Origin of the sequence: Streptomyces sp. CY-1, assembly GCF_047218265.1 — a bacterium.
GTDB classification, from domain to species: Bacteria; Actinomycetota; Actinomycetes; order Streptomycetales; family Streptomycetaceae; genus Streptomyces; species Streptomyces niphimycinicus.
On the sequence record NZ_CP178393.1, the window covers coordinates 11,051,444 to 11,070,224 of the forward strand.

General features: G+C 68.4%; 14 protein-coding genes and 7 pseudogenes. 8 read left to right on the plus strand and 13 right to left on the minus strand.

All coding sequences use genetic code 11. The features are described 5' to 3' along the window. Positions 1–332: 332 nt before the first annotated feature. From ACK1X7_RS46350 to ACK1X7_RS46365, 4 genes and pseudogenes are all read right to left on the minus strand, one after another. A pseudogene (locus tag ACK1X7_RS46350) lies at positions 333–737 on the minus strand (YybH family protein); the annotation flags it as partial. 63 nt (positions 738–800) lie between these two features. After that, positions 801–987, minus strand: a pseudogene (locus ACK1X7_RS46355) (IS5/IS1182 family transposase); the annotation flags it as partial. A gap of 125 nt (positions 988–1,112) precedes the next feature. After that, on the minus strand, positions 1,113–2,099 hold the full coding sequence (locus ACK1X7_RS46360; RefSeq protein ID WP_413116729.1) for an NADPH:quinone reductase: 987 nt from the start codon (positions 2,097–2,099) through the stop codon (positions 1,113–1,115). A 408-nt stretch (positions 2,100–2,507) separates the two neighbouring features. Continuing rightward, a complete protein-coding gene (locus ACK1X7_RS46365) occupies positions 2,508–3,344 on the minus strand; it encodes an enoyl-CoA hydratase/isomerase family protein (RefSeq protein ID WP_390792334.1) in 837 nt (278 codons plus the stop codon). Positions 3,345–3,451: 107 nt separating this feature from the next. Here ACK1X7_RS46365 and ACK1X7_RS46370 point away from each other — a divergent pair, with 107 nt between their 5' ends. Beyond that, a complete protein-coding gene (locus ACK1X7_RS46370; RefSeq protein ID WP_385158348.1) occupies positions 3,452–3,844 on the plus strand; it encodes a winged helix-turn-helix transcriptional regulator in 393 nt (130 codons plus the stop codon). A 300-nt stretch (positions 3,845–4,144) separates the two neighbouring features. After that, a pseudogene (locus ACK1X7_RS46375) lies at positions 4,145–4,472 on the plus strand (IS5/IS1182 family transposase); the annotation flags it as partial. Positions 4,473–4,548: 76 nt separating this feature from the next. On the opposite strand, the gene ACK1X7_RS46380 reads toward ACK1X7_RS46375, so the two are convergent. After that, on the minus strand, positions 4,549–5,295 hold the full coding sequence (locus tag ACK1X7_RS46380) for a phosphotransferase family protein (RefSeq protein ID WP_413116730.1): 747 nt from the start codon (positions 5,293–5,295) through the stop codon (positions 4,549–4,551). Positions 5,296–5,521: 226 nt separating this feature from the next. Between ACK1X7_RS46380 and ACK1X7_RS46385 the strand changes: the two are divergent. Together ACK1X7_RS46385 and ACK1X7_RS46390 are read left to right on the plus strand one after the other, a co-directional pair. Next, positions 5,522–6,133 (plus strand): annotated as a pseudogene (locus tag ACK1X7_RS46385) (NF041680 family putative transposase); the annotation flags it as partial. Between the two features lie 69 nt (positions 6,134–6,202). Further along, entirely contained in the window at positions 6,203–6,628 is a 426-nt protein-coding gene (locus ACK1X7_RS46390; protein ID WP_385155923.1) for a hypothetical protein, read from the plus strand. Here ACK1X7_RS46390 and ACK1X7_RS46395 read toward each other — a convergent pair. The 3 genes and pseudogenes from ACK1X7_RS46395 to ACK1X7_RS46405 all read right to left on the minus strand — a co-directional run bounded on the left by ACK1X7_RS46395 (position 6,595) and on the right by ACK1X7_RS46405 (position 8,073). Beyond that, a pseudogene (locus ACK1X7_RS46395) lies at positions 6,595–7,750 on the minus strand (IS110 family transposase). The gene ACK1X7_RS46390 and the pseudogene ACK1X7_RS46395 overlap by 34 nt on opposite strands. A gap of 75 nt (positions 7,751–7,825) precedes the next feature. Next, positions 7,826–7,927 (minus strand): annotated as a pseudogene (locus ACK1X7_RS46400) (hypothetical protein); the annotation flags it as partial. Next, complete coding sequence (locus ACK1X7_RS46405; protein ID WP_390792336.1) at positions 7,903–8,073, minus strand: hypothetical protein; 171 nt, start codon at positions 8,071–8,073, stop codon at positions 7,903–7,905. The pseudogene ACK1X7_RS46400 and the gene ACK1X7_RS46405, both read right to left, overlap by 25 nt. 839 nt (positions 8,074–8,912) lie before the next feature. On the opposite strand from ACK1X7_RS46405, the gene ACK1X7_RS46410 reads away from it, so the two are divergent. Then, positions 8,913–10,799 (plus strand): S9 family peptidase, encoded by a 1,887-nt coding sequence (locus tag ACK1X7_RS46410; protein ID WP_390792337.1) that lies wholly within the window; start codon positions 8,913–8,915, stop codon positions 10,797–10,799. 35 nt (positions 10,800–10,834) lie between these two features. Here the strand turns inward: ACK1X7_RS46410 and ACK1X7_RS46415 are convergent, their stop codons facing one another. The 4 genes and pseudogenes from ACK1X7_RS46415 to ACK1X7_RS46430 form a co-directional block, all read right to left on the minus strand. Continuing rightward, complete coding sequence (locus ACK1X7_RS46415) at positions 10,835–11,227, minus strand: hypothetical protein (protein WP_385155914.1); 393 nt, start codon at positions 11,225–11,227, stop codon at positions 10,835–10,837. A gap of 805 nt (positions 11,228–12,032) precedes the next feature. Next, positions 12,033–12,723: pseudogene (locus tag ACK1X7_RS46420) on the minus strand (transposase); the annotation flags it as partial. Between the two features lie 160 nt (positions 12,724–12,883). Next, on the minus strand, positions 12,884–13,852 hold the full coding sequence (locus ACK1X7_RS46425; RefSeq protein WP_385155911.1) for an alpha/beta hydrolase: 969 nt from the start codon (positions 13,850–13,852) through the stop codon (positions 12,884–12,886). A 105-nt stretch (positions 13,853–13,957) separates the two neighbouring features. After that, positions 13,958–14,275: a putative quinol monooxygenase gene (locus ACK1X7_RS46430; protein WP_385155908.1), complete on the minus strand. Its 318-nt coding sequence runs from the start codon at positions 14,273–14,275 to the stop codon at positions 13,958–13,960. 143 nt (positions 14,276–14,418) lie between these two features. Between ACK1X7_RS46430 and ACK1X7_RS46435 the strand changes: the two genes are divergently transcribed. After that, positions 14,419–15,324 (plus strand): AraC family transcriptional regulator, encoded by a 906-nt coding sequence (locus tag ACK1X7_RS46435; RefSeq protein ID WP_413116731.1) that lies wholly within the window; start codon positions 14,419–14,421, stop codon positions 15,322–15,324. Positions 15,325–15,482: 158 nt separating this feature from the next. Beyond that, a complete protein-coding gene (locus tag ACK1X7_RS46440; RefSeq protein WP_390792340.1) occupies positions 15,483–16,232 on the plus strand; it encodes an SDR family oxidoreductase in 750 nt (249 codons plus the stop codon). Between the two features lie 316 nt (positions 16,233–16,548). Here the strand turns inward: ACK1X7_RS46440 and ACK1X7_RS46445 are convergent, their stop codons facing one another. Next, positions 16,549–17,181, minus strand: a complete 633-nt coding sequence (locus tag ACK1X7_RS46445; RefSeq protein WP_413116732.1) for a TetR/AcrR family transcriptional regulator — start codon at positions 17,179–17,181, stop codon at positions 16,549–16,551. Between the two features lie 193 nt (positions 17,182–17,374). Here ACK1X7_RS46445 and ACK1X7_RS46450 point away from each other — a divergent pair, with 193 nt between their 5' ends. Next, on the plus strand, positions 17,375–18,667 hold the full coding sequence (locus ACK1X7_RS46450; RefSeq protein WP_413116733.1) for an FAD-dependent monooxygenase: 1,293 nt from the start codon (positions 17,375–17,377) through the stop codon (positions 18,665–18,667). Positions 18,668–18,781 lie beyond the last annotated feature (114 nt).

Here is an 18,781-nt window from a genome sequence, read left to right on the forward strand (position 1 = left end):
TTCCTGAGCAGGATCGACGGCGAGTCGGCGGGTGGCCTCGACCCCGGACTCCAGGGTGTCGGCGGGTGATTTACAGCAGGACGACGCACCCGCGTTCCTCCAGCTCCGTCCCAGGTCACCCCGCCGGGCGCGGAGTCCAGGCCCGCGCGGCACGCTTCGCGCACCTGGTCCCGGCCGAGGTACTGCAACGGCGTGTCGTGCTCGTAGGAGACGATGTCCTCGGCGATGTGGGCCATCAGCCCGTCCAGATCCTTTGTGGCGGTGCGGTCGGACCAGTGCTGGTGCACCGCGCGCACCTCGCGCTCGGCCTGAGCCTGTTCATCCGGCCCGTGGAGGTCGGGGAAGGAGTGGTGCTCGTGCGCCACCACCCAGCGTCCCTCCTCCTTACGCAGCCCCAACGTGAGCCGCATCCGGAACTCGGGCCGCTCGGCAAGTTCCTCCTCGGTGCCGCAGCGCAGCAGCGCGAAGGCGAAGGCGACATCCTCGCCCGCCGTGACCTCGAGCTCCTCGATCTCGAAGCAGGCGCCCTGCGCCTGCCAGGCGAAGAACGGCGGCCAGACCTTCCGATACGCGGCGAGGCCCCGCACGCCCTTGTACGGTGGCTTGTACGGTGGTGGCACATCGAACATCACGATGTCGTCGGCGTGGTCGGCCGTGACCTCGGTCAGGCCGCCTCGGTGCACCGCCGCTGCCCATCCCTCGATCAGGGCACGGATCTGCTCAGAGTCGTCGGACATGCCGATCCTGGTTCCTTTCCCTGCCGCTGTAGGCGCTCAGAGCGTAGTTGACCGCGGATGCGCGAGGCGACGGCTTCCGGCGAGCCAGGCCACAGTCCGCTCGATCACCCAACGGTGACGGACGGCCCAGCCGCTTGGAGGACTCCATGCCCTTGCTGTCGTGGAGGTTGGCACCGGAGATCCCGACGGACAGGGGCAGTCCGGTCCGCTCGGCGATCAAGTGGATCTTCGACCCTTTCCTACCCCGATCCACAAGTCAGTTCAGCCTGCTCCTCGGCCGGCTCGATGGATGCGGCGAGCCGCGGCTACGAGTTCGTCCTGAACCCTGGAGGCAGGGAGGTATTGCTCATTCTCGTGCCGTTCGCAATGGACTGATCAGCGCAGGTCGAGTACAGCCTTCCCGATGATGCCGTTCTCGACGGCCTCGTGTGCGGCCGCCACGTCGTCGAGGCTGAAGGAGTGCACTGGCAGTGGCGTAAGAGCGCCCTCGCGCAGGGCTGCGGTGATCTCGGCGGCGGCACGCAGCAGCGCATCCCGCGGTTCGGTGAGGAACAAGGCGAACCGCAGCACCAGGTTGGACCACATGAGCCGGAAGACCGGCAGAGTCGGGTCGTCGGGCTGTGCTGCGTAGGTCACGATGGTGGCTCCGGGGCCGGTGACGGCCAGGTCCAGTTCGAGGTTGTCGGTCAGCGAGACCTCGATGATCCGGTCGACAGGCCCGGCTCCGTCGAGGATCTGCTGTGCGGCGTCGGCGTCGCGGTAGTTCACAACGAGGTCTGCGCCCGCGGCCCTGGCCAACTTGGCCTTTTCCGGCCCGCTGACCGTAGTCACGATCCGTGCGCCCGCGATCCGGCCGAGTTCGATCGCGTAGTGCCCGACGGCGCCCGCACCGGCCGCGACGAGTACCGTGCGGTCGCGGGGCGATCCGTCGGCGTGCAGGCACCAGTGCGCGGTCATCGCCGGGATGCCGAGGCAGGCGCCGAGCTCGTCGGAGATCCCGTCCGGCAGCGCAACGGCCTGCTCGGACGGCAGTACGGTCCACTCCGCTGCGGTCCCCCACGGATGGCCTGCGCCGGCCATCCAGATCCACACGCGTTCGCCGACCCGGCTCGGGTCAACGCCCGCGCCGACCGCGTCGATCGTGCCTGTGCCGTCCTGGTGCGGGATGCGGCCGGTGCGCTCGCCGACGCGCTGGAAGTCCTGCGGGGTGGAGTTCAGCCGCATGAACATGTCGCCCGGGTTGATCGCAGAGATTGCGACGCGGACGCGGACCTGGCCGGGGCCGGGCTCGGGGTGCTCGACGTCGAGCACCCGCAGCACGCTCTTCGCGGGACCGGGCGTGTCGTAGAAGGCTGCCCTCATTGCTTCATCTCTCCTCTTGGCTGTGGCGCGATCCACGGCACTGGCCGAGGATCGCGCACGTCACCACGGCGGGGTCCATGTACCGCGCCGTGGTCTGATTCCTTGGCCGTGGGATCGCCGCCTCGCGAACGGTTAGCTGAGACGGATCGAACCTGCCGCGGACCATCAGCAGGCTCGATGGCGTTCGTCCGCGCTGTGGTCGGCGGCTGGGTCTTGAATGGTCGTTTGTATGCCGGCGGGTTGTGCACCGAGATGTGGGTTACCTCGCTGGCCGCGGGTTCACTGGGACGAAAGGGGGTGGAACCGGTCACGCCAGGGGCAGCCAAGGCGCGCGCCGGCACATGCCGCTCGGTGACGCTGGCACAACCGGATCCCGTCCAGGGGCCTTCCCGGGCCGTGGCTTCCGCTCTACAGGCCAGCAGCGAGGCTTCGCATGACCGATTCCAGATCGTGCTCGCCCGCCGGAGTCTGGGCACCGTGCTCCAGAGCCCCGGTCATGAGCCGTGCCGGCAGATCCCCGCTCACCAGCTCGGTCCATGCGTCGTTTTCCGCTCGCAGGCCGTCGGTCAGGTCCGCCGGAGGGACCAACTGCTTGGCGGCGGCGATGAGCTCGGGGGAAAGCGCGGCGATCTTCTCCGCCACCCCGTCCACGAATGCGTCCAGCTCGGCCGCGGGTACCGCACGGTTGATCCACCCGTAGGCGGCCGCAGTGTCCGCATCCACCAGATCACCGGTGAGCAGCAGCTCCAGCGCCCGGTTGCGCCCGACCCGCTCGCGCAGGTACTGCGTGCCCCCGCCGCCCGGCACGATGCCCATCAACACCTCGCTCTGGCCGATGCCCGCGGTTTCCCGCGCGGCGAAGGTCATGTCGGCCGCCGCGATGAACTCCGCGCCTCCGGCTCGCGCCTTGCCCGCCAGTTTGACGATCGTTACCTGTGGCTGGTGGCGCAGCAGCTCGCCAACCCCCTGGAAGAGGTTGGCGTTCGGGTTGCGGTCCGCGATCTCCTGTAGCTCGTCCATCTCGTTGAGGATGTGGATGTCGACGTGGGCGATGAAGAGCTCGGGGTTGGCACTGGAGAACACGATGACGCAGACCGAGCGGTCGTCCCGCAGCATCCCGAGAGCGTCATGCAGTTCGCGGATCAGGGTTCCGCTGAGCACGTTGACAGGGGGGTTGTCCAGGGTGATCCGCGCGACTCCGGCATCGATTGCGACGCGGAGTGTCGTGTACTGGTCCAGGTTCATGAGAGTTCCAAGGTTTGCGGTGAGCTAGTAGGTTTGCAACGCATACCAACCCTGGGCTCTGCGCCATGAACGGTCAATAACGCACTTTTCGACAACCAAGGATCTTGATGGATACCAGCCCCTCGTCCCTGCCGTCCCGTGGCGCTCCGCGGTTCAGTGCCGAGTGCCCGAGCCGACCCATCCTCGATCAGATCTCCGACAAGTGGTCGATGATGGTCATGGCGGTCCTGGAGCGACCGACGCGGTTCAACGAGATCAAACGCCAACTGGAGGGCGTCACGCAGCGGGTACTGACCCAGACGCTGCGTAGACTCGAACGCAACGGCATGATCCGGCGCCGGGTGCTCGAGACCTCCCCGCTCGGCGTGGAGTACTCCCTCACACCCCTCGGTGAGTCGTTCCGCGGTCCTTTCACACGTTTGCACGAATGGACGATCGAGCACAGCGACGAGGTCCTGTCGGCGCAGCACGAATACGACGCGCGGTCATCGGGGCAGTAGCCGCCCGACCAGCCCCTCGACGGTCTCGGACAACAAACAGACGTGGACGGTCACATGGGGTCGGGTGGCATGAGACGTCCCGTCCCGCCGCTTCCTGGATGCGGCAGCGCCCTGACCGCGCTGGACTCCTCGGACAGCTTCTGCCGCAGCTCGCCCGGCACAAGGCAGATGTCGAGGCACTGGTCGGCGCCCTGCACCAGTCGACGACGGAGAACGGGGGGCCGGCGCCGGTACGGCGACCGCGAAGTGCCGGCCGCGATCATCTTCGTGGCGACGACGGGCTGTACACGGTCGCAGGCCCCGCCGATCCACGGCAAGCGCGGCCGGCCACTGCGCCGCCCCAGGGATCTGTACGCCGACCGCGGCTATGACCACGAGGTCTACCGGGACAAGGTCCGCCGGTTCCAGATCACCCCGCACCCCGCACCTCGCCCGGCGCGGCACCGGGCACGGCTCCGGCCTGGGCGTGTACCGCTGGGTCGTGGAAGGAGCGATCGCGCTGCTGTACTGGTTCCGTTGCCTGCGTATCCGCTGGGAGATCCGCGACGACATCCACCACGCGTTCGTCACCCTCGGCTGCGCCGTCATCTGCTGGCGGCGACTGCGCACCGCACCATGTCGAGAGTAAGGGCAGGCGATGCGCCCCAGGGGATGGCCTGCTCGATGCGTCAGAACGCGTTCGTAGCAGTCGGGCCCGCGCAGCCTCACATCCGGGATCTCAGCACGTCGACCTCACAGCCCGGCGCGAACGGGTCGAAGCCGTGCTCGATCAGCCAGCGAACTGCCAGCAGGCTTCGCAACGACCACCACGCGCGGATCACGTCGAGGTCGATGTCGGTTCCATAGCCGGCGACGACGTCGTCGAGGTGCTCCTCGTGTCCGAGCGTGAAGGTGGCGAGGTCGTACAGGGCATCACCCTGGCCCGCCTCGGACCAGTCGATGATGCCCGTGACCTCGTCGCCGTCGACGAAGACGTGCGCGATCTGCAGGTCGCCGTGCGTGAACGCCGGAGTCCACGGCCGGAGCGCGGCCTCGGCGACCTGGCGGTTGTGGGTGACCAGGTCGGCGGGCAGGAGGCCGTTCGTCACGAGCAACTCGCACTCGTCGTCGAGTTCCGCCGCCAGCGCGACGATGCTCCGGCCGGCCCGGCCGGGCCGGGGCGGCAGCGGCGCGGCGTGCAGCTTCCGGATGGCGGCGCCCGCCGCGGCCCACGCCGCCGACGCCCCGGTCGACGGCCCGCCGAGGCGCCCAAGCGTCGTCCCCGGGAGTGCGGCGATCGCGAGTACGGGCGGCTTGCGCCACAGGACCTCCGGGGTCGGGACCGGCGCGAGGGACATCGCCTCGACCTCGACGTCGATGCGTGCCTGATCGGCGTCCACCTTCAGGAACACGTCGCCGACGCGCAGGGTCGCGCGCTCGGAATGGGCGACAACGACTTCGACCTCATCCATGGGCGACCAGTATCCCGGGGGTGATCGCCGACGTCGCCGGGTTTATCGCGTGCCATTACGGGGCTGACTGCGTCCCGATACCCGGCGGCCTCGTGCGCGACACCGACCTCTGACCAGGTCAAGTCCACCACTTTTGTCAGGAGTCCTAGGTGCCCGTCACTTGAGGCGCCCAGGGCGGTTCAGTACCAGGGCTGGGCTTCACAGCCACCGCCTGGCTGCCTCGACGCTGTCGCGGCTGCACCCGCGGCTGACCCGCCGGGCGGAGTGGATCGACCACGATGGACCGCTGCCCATCATCGAGGGCACCGTCCTCCGGCTGGTCGTGGAGAAAATGCCCAGCGGCGGGGTGAACAAGCCGGTCTGGTTGTGGTGGTCGGGCACCGGCGCCACCGAAGCGGACGTAGACCGCTGCTGGCAGTCCTTCCTCCGGCGCTTCGGCCTGGAACACACCTTTCGCCTGTTCAAGCAGACACTCGGCTGGACCAAGCCCCGGCTCCGCAGCTCGGAGGCAGCCGATCGGTGGACGTTGCTGGTGGTCGCGGCCTATGCCCAGCTCCGGCCGGCCCGCCCGCTGACCACCGATCTGAGGCGGCCCTGGGAGAAGCCGGCCCCACCGAACAGACTGACGCCTGCCCGAGTCCGGCGTGGGTTCAGAAACCTCCGCACGAAGACCGGCTCTCCAGCCCGTGCACCGAAACCGACCCAGCCCGGGCCCGGCCGACCACCGGGCTCGAGGAACCGCCGCCCGGCCCTCCGTCATGACGTGGGCCGGATCCTTGCGACCGGCGAGACATACAGCCGCCCCGCTCACCACAAGGCCGGCCCCAAACCTCGACGTGTACCCGGACTCCGAGCTGACGGAAGTCCGCCTCTGTCCGATGCCGGAGCCGTCAAGCAGGATGGCACCGTGGATGCGAGCGGACACCAACCTCTTGAAGACCTCGTGCACTGGAAAGGTGAGCTTTCCGAGCTCATCGAAGCCGCCCGGCACGACGACCCGACAGCGATCATTACCCTCCGTCGTGATCACGCCGCAGCCGCCCTGGAGAGGGTCACCACTGGACTCGCCAGTCCCGGCGAGCTCATCGACTGGGCCCAAGCGGTGCACTTCGAGGAGCGAGTGGACATCGACGAAAGACACCAGGACCTGCTGACCCAGTTCCTCGTCGAAGTCTCGACCCCCGAGCTGTTCGAACCCGTCACCCTTGCCGTCTGCCAGCGATGGTTGCACGCCCTGCGAGCAACGCCGGAATCCCTCACCAAAGCGGTCGGAGGTCAAACGACTTTCCAATCAAGAAGTCAAGCAGCGATTGTGACTGGTGGTGCCGCTTGATAGCACGCTCCGTCGCGGATCATGGCCCACAGAACATTGGCTCTGCGCCGGGCAAGAGACAGCACGGCCTGCTTGTGTCCTTTGCCCTTGGCGCGCTTGCGTTCGTAGTACGCCCGCGAAGCGGGACACGATCGCAGGCTGGCCATGGAGGAGAGGTAGAAGGCCCTCAGAAGGCCGCGGTGATAGCGGCGTGGTCGGCGCATGTTGCCACTAACGCGGCCGGAGTCGCGTGGCACCGGTGACAGGCCAGCGAAGGCCGCCGGCCGGTCCGGGGTGCCGAAGGCTTCCATGTCTCCGCCGGTGGCGGCGATGAAGGTAGCCCCGGGCATGGCGCCCATGCCGGGCAGGCTTCGGATCACCTCGGCATGTCGGTGCTCGTGAAACCGGGCCTCGATGAGGGTGTCGAGCTCTGCGATCTCCTCTTCGAGGGCCATCACCCCCTTCGCGAGGCGGGCCACCATCGAGGCGGGCCACCATCGAGGCGGCCAACTTCTCGCCGGGCAGCGCGGTGTGCTGAGCTTGAGCTGCTTCGACGGCGGCCCGCGCGATCGACGAAGCGCCTCTGACCTTGCGATTCTTCAGCCAGGTCTTGATGCGCTTGGCACCGCTGCGGCGGATGGCGGCTGGAGTTTGATAACCGGTCAGCAGCAGGATCGGCCCCTTGTTGATCAGGCTCAGCGCGCGCTCCAGCGGCGGACAGATTTCCAGGAGTTGTTCCCGAAGCCGGTTGATCTGGCGGGTGCGGTCGTTGACGAGGTCGGTGCGACGCCTGACCAGGATCTTTAGGCCGACGGCTATCTTGTCGCCCGGCCGGAGTGCACCGAGGTCCTTGCACATGCGGGCCTGGTCGGCGATGACGAAGGCGTCCTTGGCGTCGGTCTTCCCCTGGCCCCGGTAGGCGGCTGATGCCTGGTGAACGGCGAGGCCGGTGAGATGGACCATCGGCTGGTCGTGGCTGAGCAGCAGGCCGATCAGCAAGGCGGCGCCGCCGTGGTTGATGTCGACCGCCCACAGCGCGTCCTCGGAGAGTGCGAGTACATCGCCGATCAGCTCCAGTAGTGCGCTCTCATCGTTCAGGACACGCCGCGACAGCAGGCGCTCGCCCTGGGCGTCGATCACCACGGTCGGGTAGCCGGAGCCCCTTGCGAGGCTCCGGCCCCCTCAGAACCGTGCATGCCGCTCGTCGCGGCACACGGCTCAAGCGGGCCGCGGGGGGCGCGCGTTCGCTCTGTCCCTGCCGCCCGCATAAAGCTGCTGGTGGCAGGTGGTGTGCCTCAGTTCCAGATTCCGTGGATCATCTGATCCACCGTGCTGACGGTGGACGACGTGGTGAACATGAAACCGCCGAGGTCAAGACCCATCAGCGCGGCGCCCGTGTCGTACTGAGCAGCAAGACCCCTGATGGTGTCCGTCAGCAGATCTGGGCACACCTGCTGGTCCACCACGCCCTGCGCGAGCTCATGCTGAGAACGGCCGCCACCCGTGTTCTGGACCCCGATCGGGTCTCCTGCACCGAGACCCTGCGCTCTGCCAGGCGCGGCGTGACCGTTACACCGGGCAGCTTTTCCCCCTGACCTGCTGGTCAGGGCCTTGGTGATGCTCGAGCAGGACCTTTTGGAACGACTCCTGCCCGCCAGGCGCCTGGGCAGCCAGTCCCGAGCCGTGAAACGCAAGATGTCCAGTTACCAGCTCAAACGGGCTGAACACCGTCTCTGGCCGCAACCGACCCGCACCGGCACGTAAGCCATCCTCATCACAAGACCCGAACCCGCAGGCCCGTAATGCAACGGCATTGGCCCTAGCGGTCGGCCTTCACGTCCAGCGGGAAGGCCGGTTTCAGGAACTCCGGACACCGGCTTCCGTGGCGCTTCCAGGGCGTCTCAGTGCTGCAACCACGCTCCGCGGTGGAGCTTGGCGCGGACTTGTTGTCGCTGTGTAGAGCACCATTGCGGCAGCAACGCTCCAGCTTGACCTTGTCGTAACGACAACGTTTCTACTGGTCCCATGCGAACCGGAGCGCTTGTCGGCATCGTCGGCATCACCACCCGCGCCGTGCGGCACCACCACCGTACGGAACGCGCCAGGTGTACGCGCTGAGAGACACCGGGCTCCGGGTCTCGGCCGTTTGCACACCCCGCGCGGCGCGGTGCGGTTCACCGGCGGAGCCCGGACACCTCGGTGCGGCGTCACCCACCGCCGGATTCGGCACCCGCCCCGCCCCGCAGTACGTTCAGCCAACCCCCGACCAGGACGGCCGTACGCGGTCGCGTGGAAAGGAAGTTCCATGGCACTGCCAGAACTGATCACGGTCGAAGCGCTCTTCGGCCCACCCGAGCGCACCACGGCCACGATTTCACCGGACGGAACCCGGATCGCCTACCTCGCGCCATGGAAGAACCGGCTCAACGTGTGGGTGAGCGGCGTCGACAGCGACACCGACGCACGCTGCGTGACCGCTGACGACGTCCGCAGTGTGAGCACGTACTACTGGACCGACGACCCACGCTGGCTGCTCTACACCCAGGACACCGGCGGCGACGAGAATTGGCACGTCCACCGGGTCGACCTCGACGATCCGGACGCCCCCGTGGTCGACCTCACGCCCTTCCCCGGGATAAAGGTCCTGGATGTGAACCTGCCCATCGAACGTCCCGGCAAGGCGATCGTGCAGCTCAACGCCAGGAAGCTCGAGGAGTTCGACCTGGCGGAGATCGACATCGCGACCGGTGAACTCACCGTTCTCGCCGAGAACCCGGGCCATGTGTACGACTGGATGTGGGGTGCCGACGGCGAGCTGTTCGCCCGCACCCTCACCGCGGAAGGCGACATGGCGCTGTCGCGCTGGAACACGACAGCGGGCGAACTCGAGCTGATCACCACCTTCAACGGCGCCGACTACCCGATGGGTATCCAGCCCTTCGAGATGGCCGCCGACGGAGCCGGTGTCTGGATCGGTTCCATGCAAGGCACCGATCTCACTCGCCTGGTCCGGGTCGACCTGACCACCGGAGTGGAGACCGAGGTCGACAGCCACCCGACCCTGGACCTCGACGGAGCTCGCCGCGCCGTCGCCGGTCTGTCGTCGCCGCTGATCCGTAACCCGCGTACCGGCGCGCTACTCGGCGTGTGCTACCTCGGAGAACGACAAGAGATCCGCCCGGTGGACCCGGAATTCGCCGCGGTACTGCGGAATCTGCGGACACTCTCCGACGGGGACATCGACGCGTTGTCGTCCGACGACAGCGGGCAGCGGTGGGTCGCGAACTTTGTCGACGACCGCAACCCCGAGGTCACCTACTACTACGACCACACCACCGGCGAGAGCCGGCTGCTGTTCCGCTCCCGTCCGCACCTCGACCCGGACGCGATGGCCCCCATGAAGCCGGTGACGATCACCGCGCGGGACGGGCTGGCCCTGCCGTCGTACCTGACGCTGCCGGTGGGGATCGAGCCGTTCGCGCTGCCGATGGTGCTGCTGGTCCACGGTGGCCCGTGGTTCCGGAACGGTTGGGGATTCGACCCCGAGGCACAGCTCCTGGCCAACCGCGGCTATGCGGTGCTCCAGGTCAACTTCCGCGGCTCCGTTGGCTACGGCAAGGCCCATATGCAGGCCGCGATCGGGGAGTTCGCCGGCGCGATGCAGAACGATTTGCTGGACGCCGTCGACTGGGCGGTCGCCCAGGGCTATGCCGACCCCGACCGGATCGGGATCTTCGGCGGTTCCTACGGCGGCTACGCCGCGCTCGTCGGCGTCGCGTTCACCCCGGACCGCTTCGCGGCCGCCATCGACTACGTCGGCATCTCGAACCTGGCGAACGTCATGCGCTCGATGCCCCCGTTCCTCCAACCCGGGCTGGTCGCCAACTGGTACCGCTACGTCGGCGACCCCGCCGATCCCGAGCAGGAGGCCGACATGCTGGCCCGCTCACCGATCACCCGGGTGGAACACATCAAGGCACCGTTGATGGTGGTGCAAGGCGCCAACGACCCCCGCGTCGTGAAGGCCGAGTCGGACAACATCGTCGCCGCGCTGCGGGAGCGGGGGGTCGATGTCGAGTACATGGTCAAGGATGACGAAGGGCACGGATTCCTGAACCCGGACAACCAGATCGAGATGTACCGAGCCGCCGATCGATTCCTGCACCGGCACCTGGGCGGACGACACGGTTGACGGCCGCATCGGGGACCTCGCCTCCGGACGTCTCCTTACCCGGGCGTGCCGTGCCGAAGGCGAGGCGAGGGCGCACGGCCTGCCGTCGATCGGCCACGGAGCGCGGGCCCGAGGCTCTTGCCAGGTGAAGCGGGGGGCGCAGGAGGGGGCCGGCTGGGCCCAGACGGCGATTGGCAAGGTTGCGGGAGCCGGGCGTGGCTCGGGCCGGCAGAAAGGGCGAGGTTGTCCGGGAGGCGGTCGGTGAGGGTGACTCCGGTCGACTGGTTCGGGCCGCGGTCGCGGGCCGCGACGCGGTAGGTCACGGTCTGGCCGACGGTGACGGTGGTCGCGTCGGCCACGGTGACCCCGGTCAGGTCGGCGGCGGGCAGGACCTGCGTGACCTCGTCGTTGGACGTGACCGCCAAGGACTCGGGGACGCTCCGGGCCATTTCTCGTACGAGGCGGTGGCGGCATTGGTGATCCGCTTGCCGCCGCCGGCCCGGTCGATGGTGACCCGGTACTCCACCGTGGTCCCGTTGGGCAGCCTCTCGGTATTGAGGAGGCCGCCCCTCTGCTCGTCGGAGGCATCGTCGCCGGGATGGAAGACCAGCTCGGCATGGACGGGCCGCCCGCCCGAGGAACCACCGGCAGCGGGCAGCCTCCTCGGACACCACGATGTCGAGGTCGTTGATCGGTTTGGCAGGGCACCCGGGCCCGGCTTCAGTCCTGTTGGCAGTCTCGCAGGACCGCCAGGGCCCATCTCATCCCACAGAGATCCCTGGCCCTCGCGTACCAAGCCGTAAGCGATCGGCGACCGAGCATCCTGCCGCCCGCTTGCCCGCTGGCCCCAAGCCACTGTGCCGGCGAGGGCTCACACCCCCTGGGTGGGAGGTCATGCGTCACGGCGAGGTTCCTCGACGGGCTGGAGGGCGCCGCGGATGGGAAGTTCGCCCAGTCGGCGGTGACATCAGCTCGGCATAGTGCGAGGACACCGCGAAGCCCAGGTGACGAGCGCCCCCATCGGCCCGGCCGGTCTGCTGTGCGACGGCTCGGCCGGGAGGGACTTGACCGATGTACTACTCAGGGGTCGGTTCCTCGCTCGGACCGTGTGTCGTGCGGCGCGGTGCCGCCCGCGTGTGACCGCGTCGACGGCTTCCCTTTCACACATCAGCAGGTACTCGGCCGGCCCGCGGGCGTAGGCATCGATCGTGCGGGGCGCACGTCCGAGATCCGTCCAGATCGTCAGCCAGGTCGCCGGTCCGAGCGCAGCCGGCCGACCAGCACGACCAGCACGACCGGCAGGTCCGCCAGGCGTGGAAGAGATAGGCGACGTAGTAGCCGGAGTCCGTCACGATCCAGATCTCCGGGTCTCCCGCCTGCCACTGCCGGGCCTGCACCAACCTCGTTACCAAGTCCCGCAGTTGGGCAGCGGTGAGGGTGGTCGCGTCGTCCGCCGACCCCAGGGTACCGCGTCCAGCAGCGCGGTCCAGGAGGTGCGGCCTGTCTCCAGGGCGGTGACGAAGGAGTAGGGCCAACCGGGCACGAACTGGTCCGAGCTGCTGTCGCCGCGCCCGTAGACGTGGCCAAACAGCCGGTCCTCGCTGGTCGGGGCATCAGAGCGGAGCCAGTTGCCGACGTCCACTGCCGGCACGATCCGGCCGTCGGCTGCCCTCGGCAGCGGCAGGCCGGTCAGCGCGCGGCGCAACCGCGTCGGCTCCAGCCGGCCCCGGTCCAAAGCGGCATACAGGGCCCCGCGCCCTCGTCGGTGCTCGACCGCCGGACAGAGCTCGACCAGGGTCTTCACCGGCCCGTCCGCGCACAAGACCGCGTCGGTGAGCTCGAAGAGCGTGTCCGTGCGGGCGTAGAGACAGTCGTAAAACTCGACCCGAAAGCGGGACAAGACGCTCCATGCCTCGCCTGCGGACCCGACGACGGGGAGACTCATGCACAGCCGCCGTTCTCTCGTGCTTCGTTACTCGACATCTCGAAGCGTGGAGAACGGCCGCGTCACGTGCCGCCTGTTCCCCGGGATCTCAGCAGGTCGAGTGACCCGCGACGTTAGGCGCCAAGCTCGTGCACACTGCATCATCAGGTTTTCGGTGGCGTTATGCGGCGGGGTTCGTGGGCAGGACTCGGGCGAGCCAGTCGGTGCGGGTTCGGCGGGCCGTAGCCGAGATGTGTGCCTGCGGGTACAGGGCGTCGAATCCGTGGAAGCCGCCTGCCCAGACGTGGAGTTCGGCCTGGCCGCCGGCCGCCCAGATGCGGGTGGCGTAATCGGTGTCCTCGTCGCGGAAGACTTCGGCGGAGCCGGTGTCGATGTAGGTGGTCGGCAGGCCCGCGAGGTCGTCGGCCAGGGCGGGTGAGACGTATGCGGGTACCTCGTCGTCGGTGAGGTCGCCGAGGAGGCAGCGCCATCCGAATCCGTTCATCTCGCGGGTCCAGACGCCGGGCCCGTTCGAGTACTGGAGGCTGGAGGTGGTGGTGTTGCGGTGGTCGAGCATGGGGCCGATCAGGACTTGGGCGGCGATCGTCGGGGTGCCGAGGTCGCGGGCCAGCAGGGTGACGCCGGCGGCTAGGCCGCCGCCCGCGCTGGCGCCTGCGACGATGATCCGGGCGGGGTCGATGCCCAGTTCGGCGGCGTGGTCGGCGATCCAGAGCAGTCCCTGGTAGCAGTCGTCGACCGGGATGATGCCGGTGGCCTCGGGCGCGAGCCGGTAGTCGACGGAGACCACGACGGCGCCGAACTCGTCGAGCCACTCCAGCGGGATGTCGATCTGAGAGAAGCGGTCGCCCATGACCATCCCGCCGCCGTGCATCCAGTAGACGCAGGGTGCGGCGGTGGTGTGATCGGTGTTCGCGGGGCTGAAGACGGACAAGGGGATCGGGGTGCCGTCCGGACTCGAAACGGTGACCTCGCGCCGGTCGATCGCGCGGCCTTCGAGGAGGGGTTCGACGGGCATCGAGGAGAAGGGGCGTACCTGCGCCAGCACTTCCGGGCTGAGCTGGGACATCAGCGGCATGTCGGCCAAGAGTTCATGCAGTTCGGGGTCGAGGGCGGGGCGTGCTGTGGTCATGGTCGTTGCCTTTCGTGGGCGGTGGCGGGACGGTCGGGCGAGGAGGGGGGCCGACCTCGGCGGGCACCGAGGCGGCAGGGGCCGGGGTGTGGGGTGTTCGGCGGATCAGAAGGCGGCTTTGCCGCGGACCGGGACGTAGTCGGTGTACTCGGAGTCCTTGGCGAGCAGCGGGTCGATCTGCGCCACGATGGCCTGGGCGGTCTCGCCGGCGAAGATGCGGTGGTGGTCCTCCTCGCTGGTCCAGCCTTCGGTGACGTGGACGACGTCGGGGTCGGACGCGGAGCGGGAGACGAGGTAGACGAGGCAGTGTTCGCTCGCGCCGGGGCTGCCCTCGTTCAGTCCGGTCAGCAGCAGGTCGACGAGCTGGTCGCCCATTCCGGGCCTGGCGGTCAGGGTGGCGTTGAAGCCGTAGTTGTCGATCATGGATTCCTTCTCTTCGGTGATGGAGCGCGGTGATTCCATTCAACCGGGTTGACCTGCGGAAATGTTAGACCGATACTCGTCCGTACTTGCACGATCCTCGCGACTATGGGAACTGTGGCGCGGAATGGTGCTGCAATGGACGCATGTACCTCGAAGAACTCCGCACCCTGCTGGCCCGCCATGCGCGGCCCGACTGGACCACCGCCGTCGACGGCGTCCTCATCTCGAAGGTCGACCGCCCTGATCCGCCGGCGCCCTCGATGTCCGGCACGCTCCTGGCGGTCATCGCGCAGGGCGCCAAACGCCTTGCCCTGGGTGAGAGGGTGTTCGAGTACGGGCCCGGGCAGTACCTGGTCGCATCCGTCGATCTGCCGGTCACAGGGCAGTTCACCCAGGCCGACCCCAAGCAGCCGGCGCTGGGGTTCGGTCTCGTCCTGGAACCGTCCGCCGTTGCCGAGCTGTTGCTCGAGGCCGGGCCCGGAGACACCCCCCGCAGCAGCGGGGGCGCGCCGTCGGGGATCGCCGTCAGTGACGCTCCGGCGGTGCTGCTGGACGCGGTGGTCCGGCTGCTGCGCCTGCTCGACGAGCCCCGCGACCGGGCCGTACTGGCCCCGCTGGTCAAGCGCGAGATCCTGTGGCGTCTGATCACCGGCGAGCAGGGTGCGACGGTCCGCCAGCTCGGCCTGGCCGACAGCAGCCTCAACCACGTCTCCCGGGCCGTGCGCTGGATCCGCGAGCACTACGCGCAGCCCTTCCGGGTCGAGGACGTGGCACGCGTGTCCGGCATGAGCGTCTCCGCCTTCTACCGCAACTTCCAAGCGGTGACCGCGATGAGCCCCATCCAGTTCCAGAAGCAGATCCGGCTCCAAGAGGCCCGGCTGCTGCTCGCCACCCACCCCGGAGACGTCGCCGGAGTCGGCCACCGCGTCGGCTACGACAACCCGTCGCAGTTCAGCCGGGAGTACCGCCGCCAGTTCGGCGCACCACCTGGCCAGGACGCCGCCCGCCTGCGTCAGGCCGTGTGTGCGCCGACAGGTGTCCTGCCCTGAACTGGGTGGGCCGCACAGGAGGATCGTGCAAGGAGCAGCGAGGATAGTTCTACTATCTCCGCAGGTCAAAGCGATTCAATGGGATCACCGGTTCTTCCGCGGAGCAGGGAAATGCCTGTCCGCCCGTATGGATCCCACCACATCGCAAGGGGCACGACATGAAGACGGTTCTGATCACTGGTACCTCATCCGGGTACGGGCGGGAGACCGCCCTCTACTTCCACTCGCAGGGGTGGAACGTCATCGCAACGATGCGGACGCCGCGTCCGGGCGTCCTTCCTGAGTCGGACCGGCTCCGCGTCGTCGAGCTCGACGTGACCAGGCCCGAGAGCATCACCGCCGCGTTCGAGGCCGAGGGCGCCATCGATGTCCTGGTCAACAACGCGGGGGTGCCCTCGATCAGCGTGTTCGAGGGCACCTCCATGGCCCGAGTGCGGGAGGTTTTCGAGACCAACACGTTCGGCGTGATGGCGACGACGCAGGCGGTGCTGCCCCAGTTCCGCGAGCGTGGCTCCGGCGTGGTGGTCAACGTGACCTCCAGCGTGGTACTGGGGCACATGCCGCTCTCGGCCGTCTACAAGGCGAGCAAGATGGCCATCGAGGGGTTCACCGCATCCCTCGCGCTGGAACTCGCGCCGTTCGGTGTGCAGGCGAAGACGGTCGAGCCGGGCGCCTGCGTGACGACGAACTTCGCAGCCAGGGCAACGAACGGCGGGTCGCTGGACGCGCTCGTCCCGGCGCCCTACGTAGCGTTCGCGAAGAAGGCCATGGATGACTTCACGGGCCAGGACGTGTTCACCAAGGAGAGCGACGTTGCCGAGACGGTGTGGCGAGCCGTGCACGACATGACCGGCCAGATGCGATTCCCGGCCGGTCCCGACGCGGTCTGGCTCGCCCAGGCGAAGTGATCAGCAGCAGGCATGATGACGCCGCATTGATGCCACGAGCCGGCCACGCACACAGGCAAGTGGCCGGCTCGCCGTCCTCGAGCTGTTCGCCACAGGCGAGGTGTAGTCGGCCCTCGTTGTCCCGGACGCCCTTGGGCCCCGGTGGCATTGTCCCGTAACACCATGATCACGATGATTCGACTGCTCGGCGCCTCCCTGACTCACCGCAGCGCCAAAGCCAAGAGGTTCCGGACCAGGTTGCTGCGTCGCCGTCAGTTCTGACGGGACGCCGGAATCGACGTGTCCCGTGGGACGGCTCGTAGGCGTGCCTTTCCCGCTACGGGCTCGGTGCCGCGCGATGGTCGGCAAAGACGCCGTGCTCGACGGCGTCGAAGGCATGGTTCAGACGCTCACGATGCACGGAGATGGTCTCGGCGAGGTCACACCTGGCGAGTCGGCGCTGAGCTGTTGTCACGGCGACCGTGCGGTAGGCGGCGATCAGCAGCGCCGCGACGAGAGCCGGGTCGCCGGTGAAGCGCGCGTCGTTCCGCAGGTCCTCCGTCAGGGCCTCTTCCGCCTCGTGTTCGAACGTGCGGAGCCGTGCGATGAGCGCGGGGGAGCCCGCAACCGTACGGAGGAACGGCTCGACTCCGTCACTCAGTCCGGACAGTGCGTGCCGCTGGTCCACGAGGGTGAGGGCGAGGGTCCGGAACGCCTCCACGGGGCCGACGCACTCGGCGCGCTCACGGATTGCGGAGCGCAGGAGCTCGACCGCGTCGGGAAGCCGATCCAGCAGGAGGTCTTCCTTGCGCTCGAAGTGCGAGAACACCGTCACCTTCGAGACGCTGGCCGCAGCCGCGACCTGGGCGATCGTGACGTCATCAAAGCCGCGCTCCAAGAACAGCTCCGTTGCGACGGCCGCGATCCGCGCCCGCGTCTTCGCACCACCCCGGTCTCCTCGGTTCGGCATGACCCACCTCTCGCGTTATATTTACTCGGTAAGATTACTTGGTAAAGATACCGAGTTAACCCACAGACGCAGTCTAAGGGGTGCGCCATGCAGCGGACCGATGTGATCGTTGTGGGAGCCGGACCCACCGGGCTCCTCCAGGTTCGAGCAGACGTCCCCGCGCTTCCCGGTGATGGGGCACTTCGCGGGAATCATGTTCCGCAATGACCTGGTCGACCAGGAGGACCCGGTGCTGGCCTCCCACACGGCGGTGGCGGGCGGTGTCGCGGTGCCCCAGTACGACCTTGAGCTGCTGCTCGCCGACCGCTGTGCCCAACTCGGCGTCGACGTTCGCCGAGGCATCGCCGTCAAGGGCGTGCGCAGCACCGGCGGCGATCTCCTCGCCGATGCCGATGCCGATGCCGATGCCGATGCCGATGCCGACGTCGTCGTCGAGACGGACGCGGGCGAGCTGACCGCCGGCTGGGTCGTGGCGGCCGACGGCGGGCGCAGCCCCATCCGCAAGCAGCTCGGCATCGACTTCATCGGCACCGACCCCGAGCTGGTCGGCTATCAGTGCATCGCTGACTTCGACGACACGACCGGTCTGAGCCACGGGTGGAACTGGACGCCCCGCGGCGTTTACGCCTACGGCCCCATCCCCGGCCGGATCCTCGTCGCACGCTTCGGCCCCCAGCCCGAGGACCGCGACGCTCCCGTCACCCTGGAAGAGCTGCAGGAAGTGGTGCGCGACGTCATCCAGACCAAAGTGACCCTGAGCGCGATACACGGCCGTGCGACCCGCTGGTCGGACAACGCCCGCCGGGTGAAGCACTACCGCCATGGCCGGGTGCTCTTCGCCGGCGATGCCGCCCACGTGCACTCGCCGTTCAGGGCACAGGGCCTCAACCTCGGCTTCGGGGACGCCGTGAACCTCGGGTGGAAGCTCGCCGCGACAATCCAGGGCTGGGCACCGGCCGGACTGCTGGACACCTACGACACGGAGCGCTCCCCGATCGCCGATTGGGTGCTCGACTGGACGCGCGCCCAGGTCGCCCTCATGCGCGGGGACGAGCGCACCAAGCAGCTACGCAGGGTCGTCGGCGACGAGCTGTTCACCGTGCCGGGCGCGACGAACAAGATGCTCGCCGTGTCCTCGGGCATCATGCAGCACTACGACGTCGCGGACGACGCCACCGCGCCCGTCGGAACCACCGTCGGCGACGTCGTCCTGACCTCCGGCCGCCGACTCGCCGACTTCGCCCACGACGGTCGCTTCGTCCTCGTCGACCGCACGCACGACGGCCGGTTCGCCGACGCGGTGCAGCATCTCAGCGAGCGGATCGCCTATGTCGCCGACTCCGCCGCCGACACGGAGCTGCCGAGCCTGCTCGTACGGCCGGACGGCATCATCATCTGGGCCGCGGACCAGGATGACGAGCCCGCCAGCGACGACGCCACGAAGCGGCTCGATGCGGCCACCCTGCGCTGGGTCGGCACGCGATGACGCCGGCCGAAAGCGCGTAGCACCAGGCGCGTCCAGCACCAGGCGCGTGCCGGCACCTGGCCGGGCCCGAACTGAAGCCCCGGTCACCACCGTTCGGCCGCCATCGCCACGGAG

Bases quoted from the DNA above. Each gene is read 5' to 3' on its own strand.
- ACK1X7_RS46370 (WP_385158348.1), top strand. From the start codon at position 3,452: ATGGATACCAGCCCCTCGTCCCTGCCGTCCCGTGGCGCTCCGCGGTTC.
- ACK1X7_RS46440 (WP_390792340.1), top strand. From the start codon at position 15,483: ATGAAGACGGTTCTGATCACTGGTACCTCATCCGGGTACGGGCGGGAG.
- ACK1X7_RS46365 (WP_390792334.1), bottom strand. From the start codon at position 3,344: ATGAACCTGGACCAGTACACGACACTCCGCGTCGCAATCGATGCCGGA.
- ACK1X7_RS46360 (WP_413116729.1), bottom strand. From the start codon at position 2,099: ATGAGGGCAGCCTTCTACGACACGCCCGGTCCCGCGAAGAGCGTGCTG.
- ACK1X7_RS46450 (WP_413116733.1), top strand. From the start codon at position 17,375: ATGTTCCGCAATGACCTGGTCGACCAGGAGGACCCGGTGCTGGCCTCC.
- ACK1X7_RS46445 (WP_413116732.1), bottom strand. From the start codon at position 17,181: ATGCCGAACCGAGGAGACCGGGGTGGTGCGAAGACGCGGGCGCGGATC.
- ACK1X7_RS46425 (WP_385155911.1), bottom strand. From the start codon at position 13,852: ATGACCACAGCACGCCCCGCCCTCGACCCCGAACTGCATGAACTCTTG.
- ACK1X7_RS46410 (WP_390792337.1), top strand. From the start codon at position 8,913: ATGGCACTGCCAGAACTGATCACGGTCGAAGCGCTCTTCGGCCCACCC.
- ACK1X7_RS46380 (WP_413116730.1), bottom strand. From the start codon at position 5,295: ATGGATGAGGTCGAAGTCGTTGTCGCCCATTCCGAGCGCGCGACCCTG.
- ACK1X7_RS46430 (WP_385155908.1), bottom strand. From the start codon at position 14,275: ATGATCGACAACTACGGCTTCAACGCCACCCTGACCGCCAGGCCCGGA.
- ACK1X7_RS46435 (WP_413116731.1), top strand. From the start codon at position 14,419: ATGTACCTCGAAGAACTCCGCACCCTGCTGGCCCGCCATGCGCGGCCC.
- ACK1X7_RS46415 (WP_385155914.1), bottom strand. From the start codon at position 11,227: ATGGCCCGGAGCGTCCCCGAGTCCTTGGCGGTCACGTCCAACGACGAG.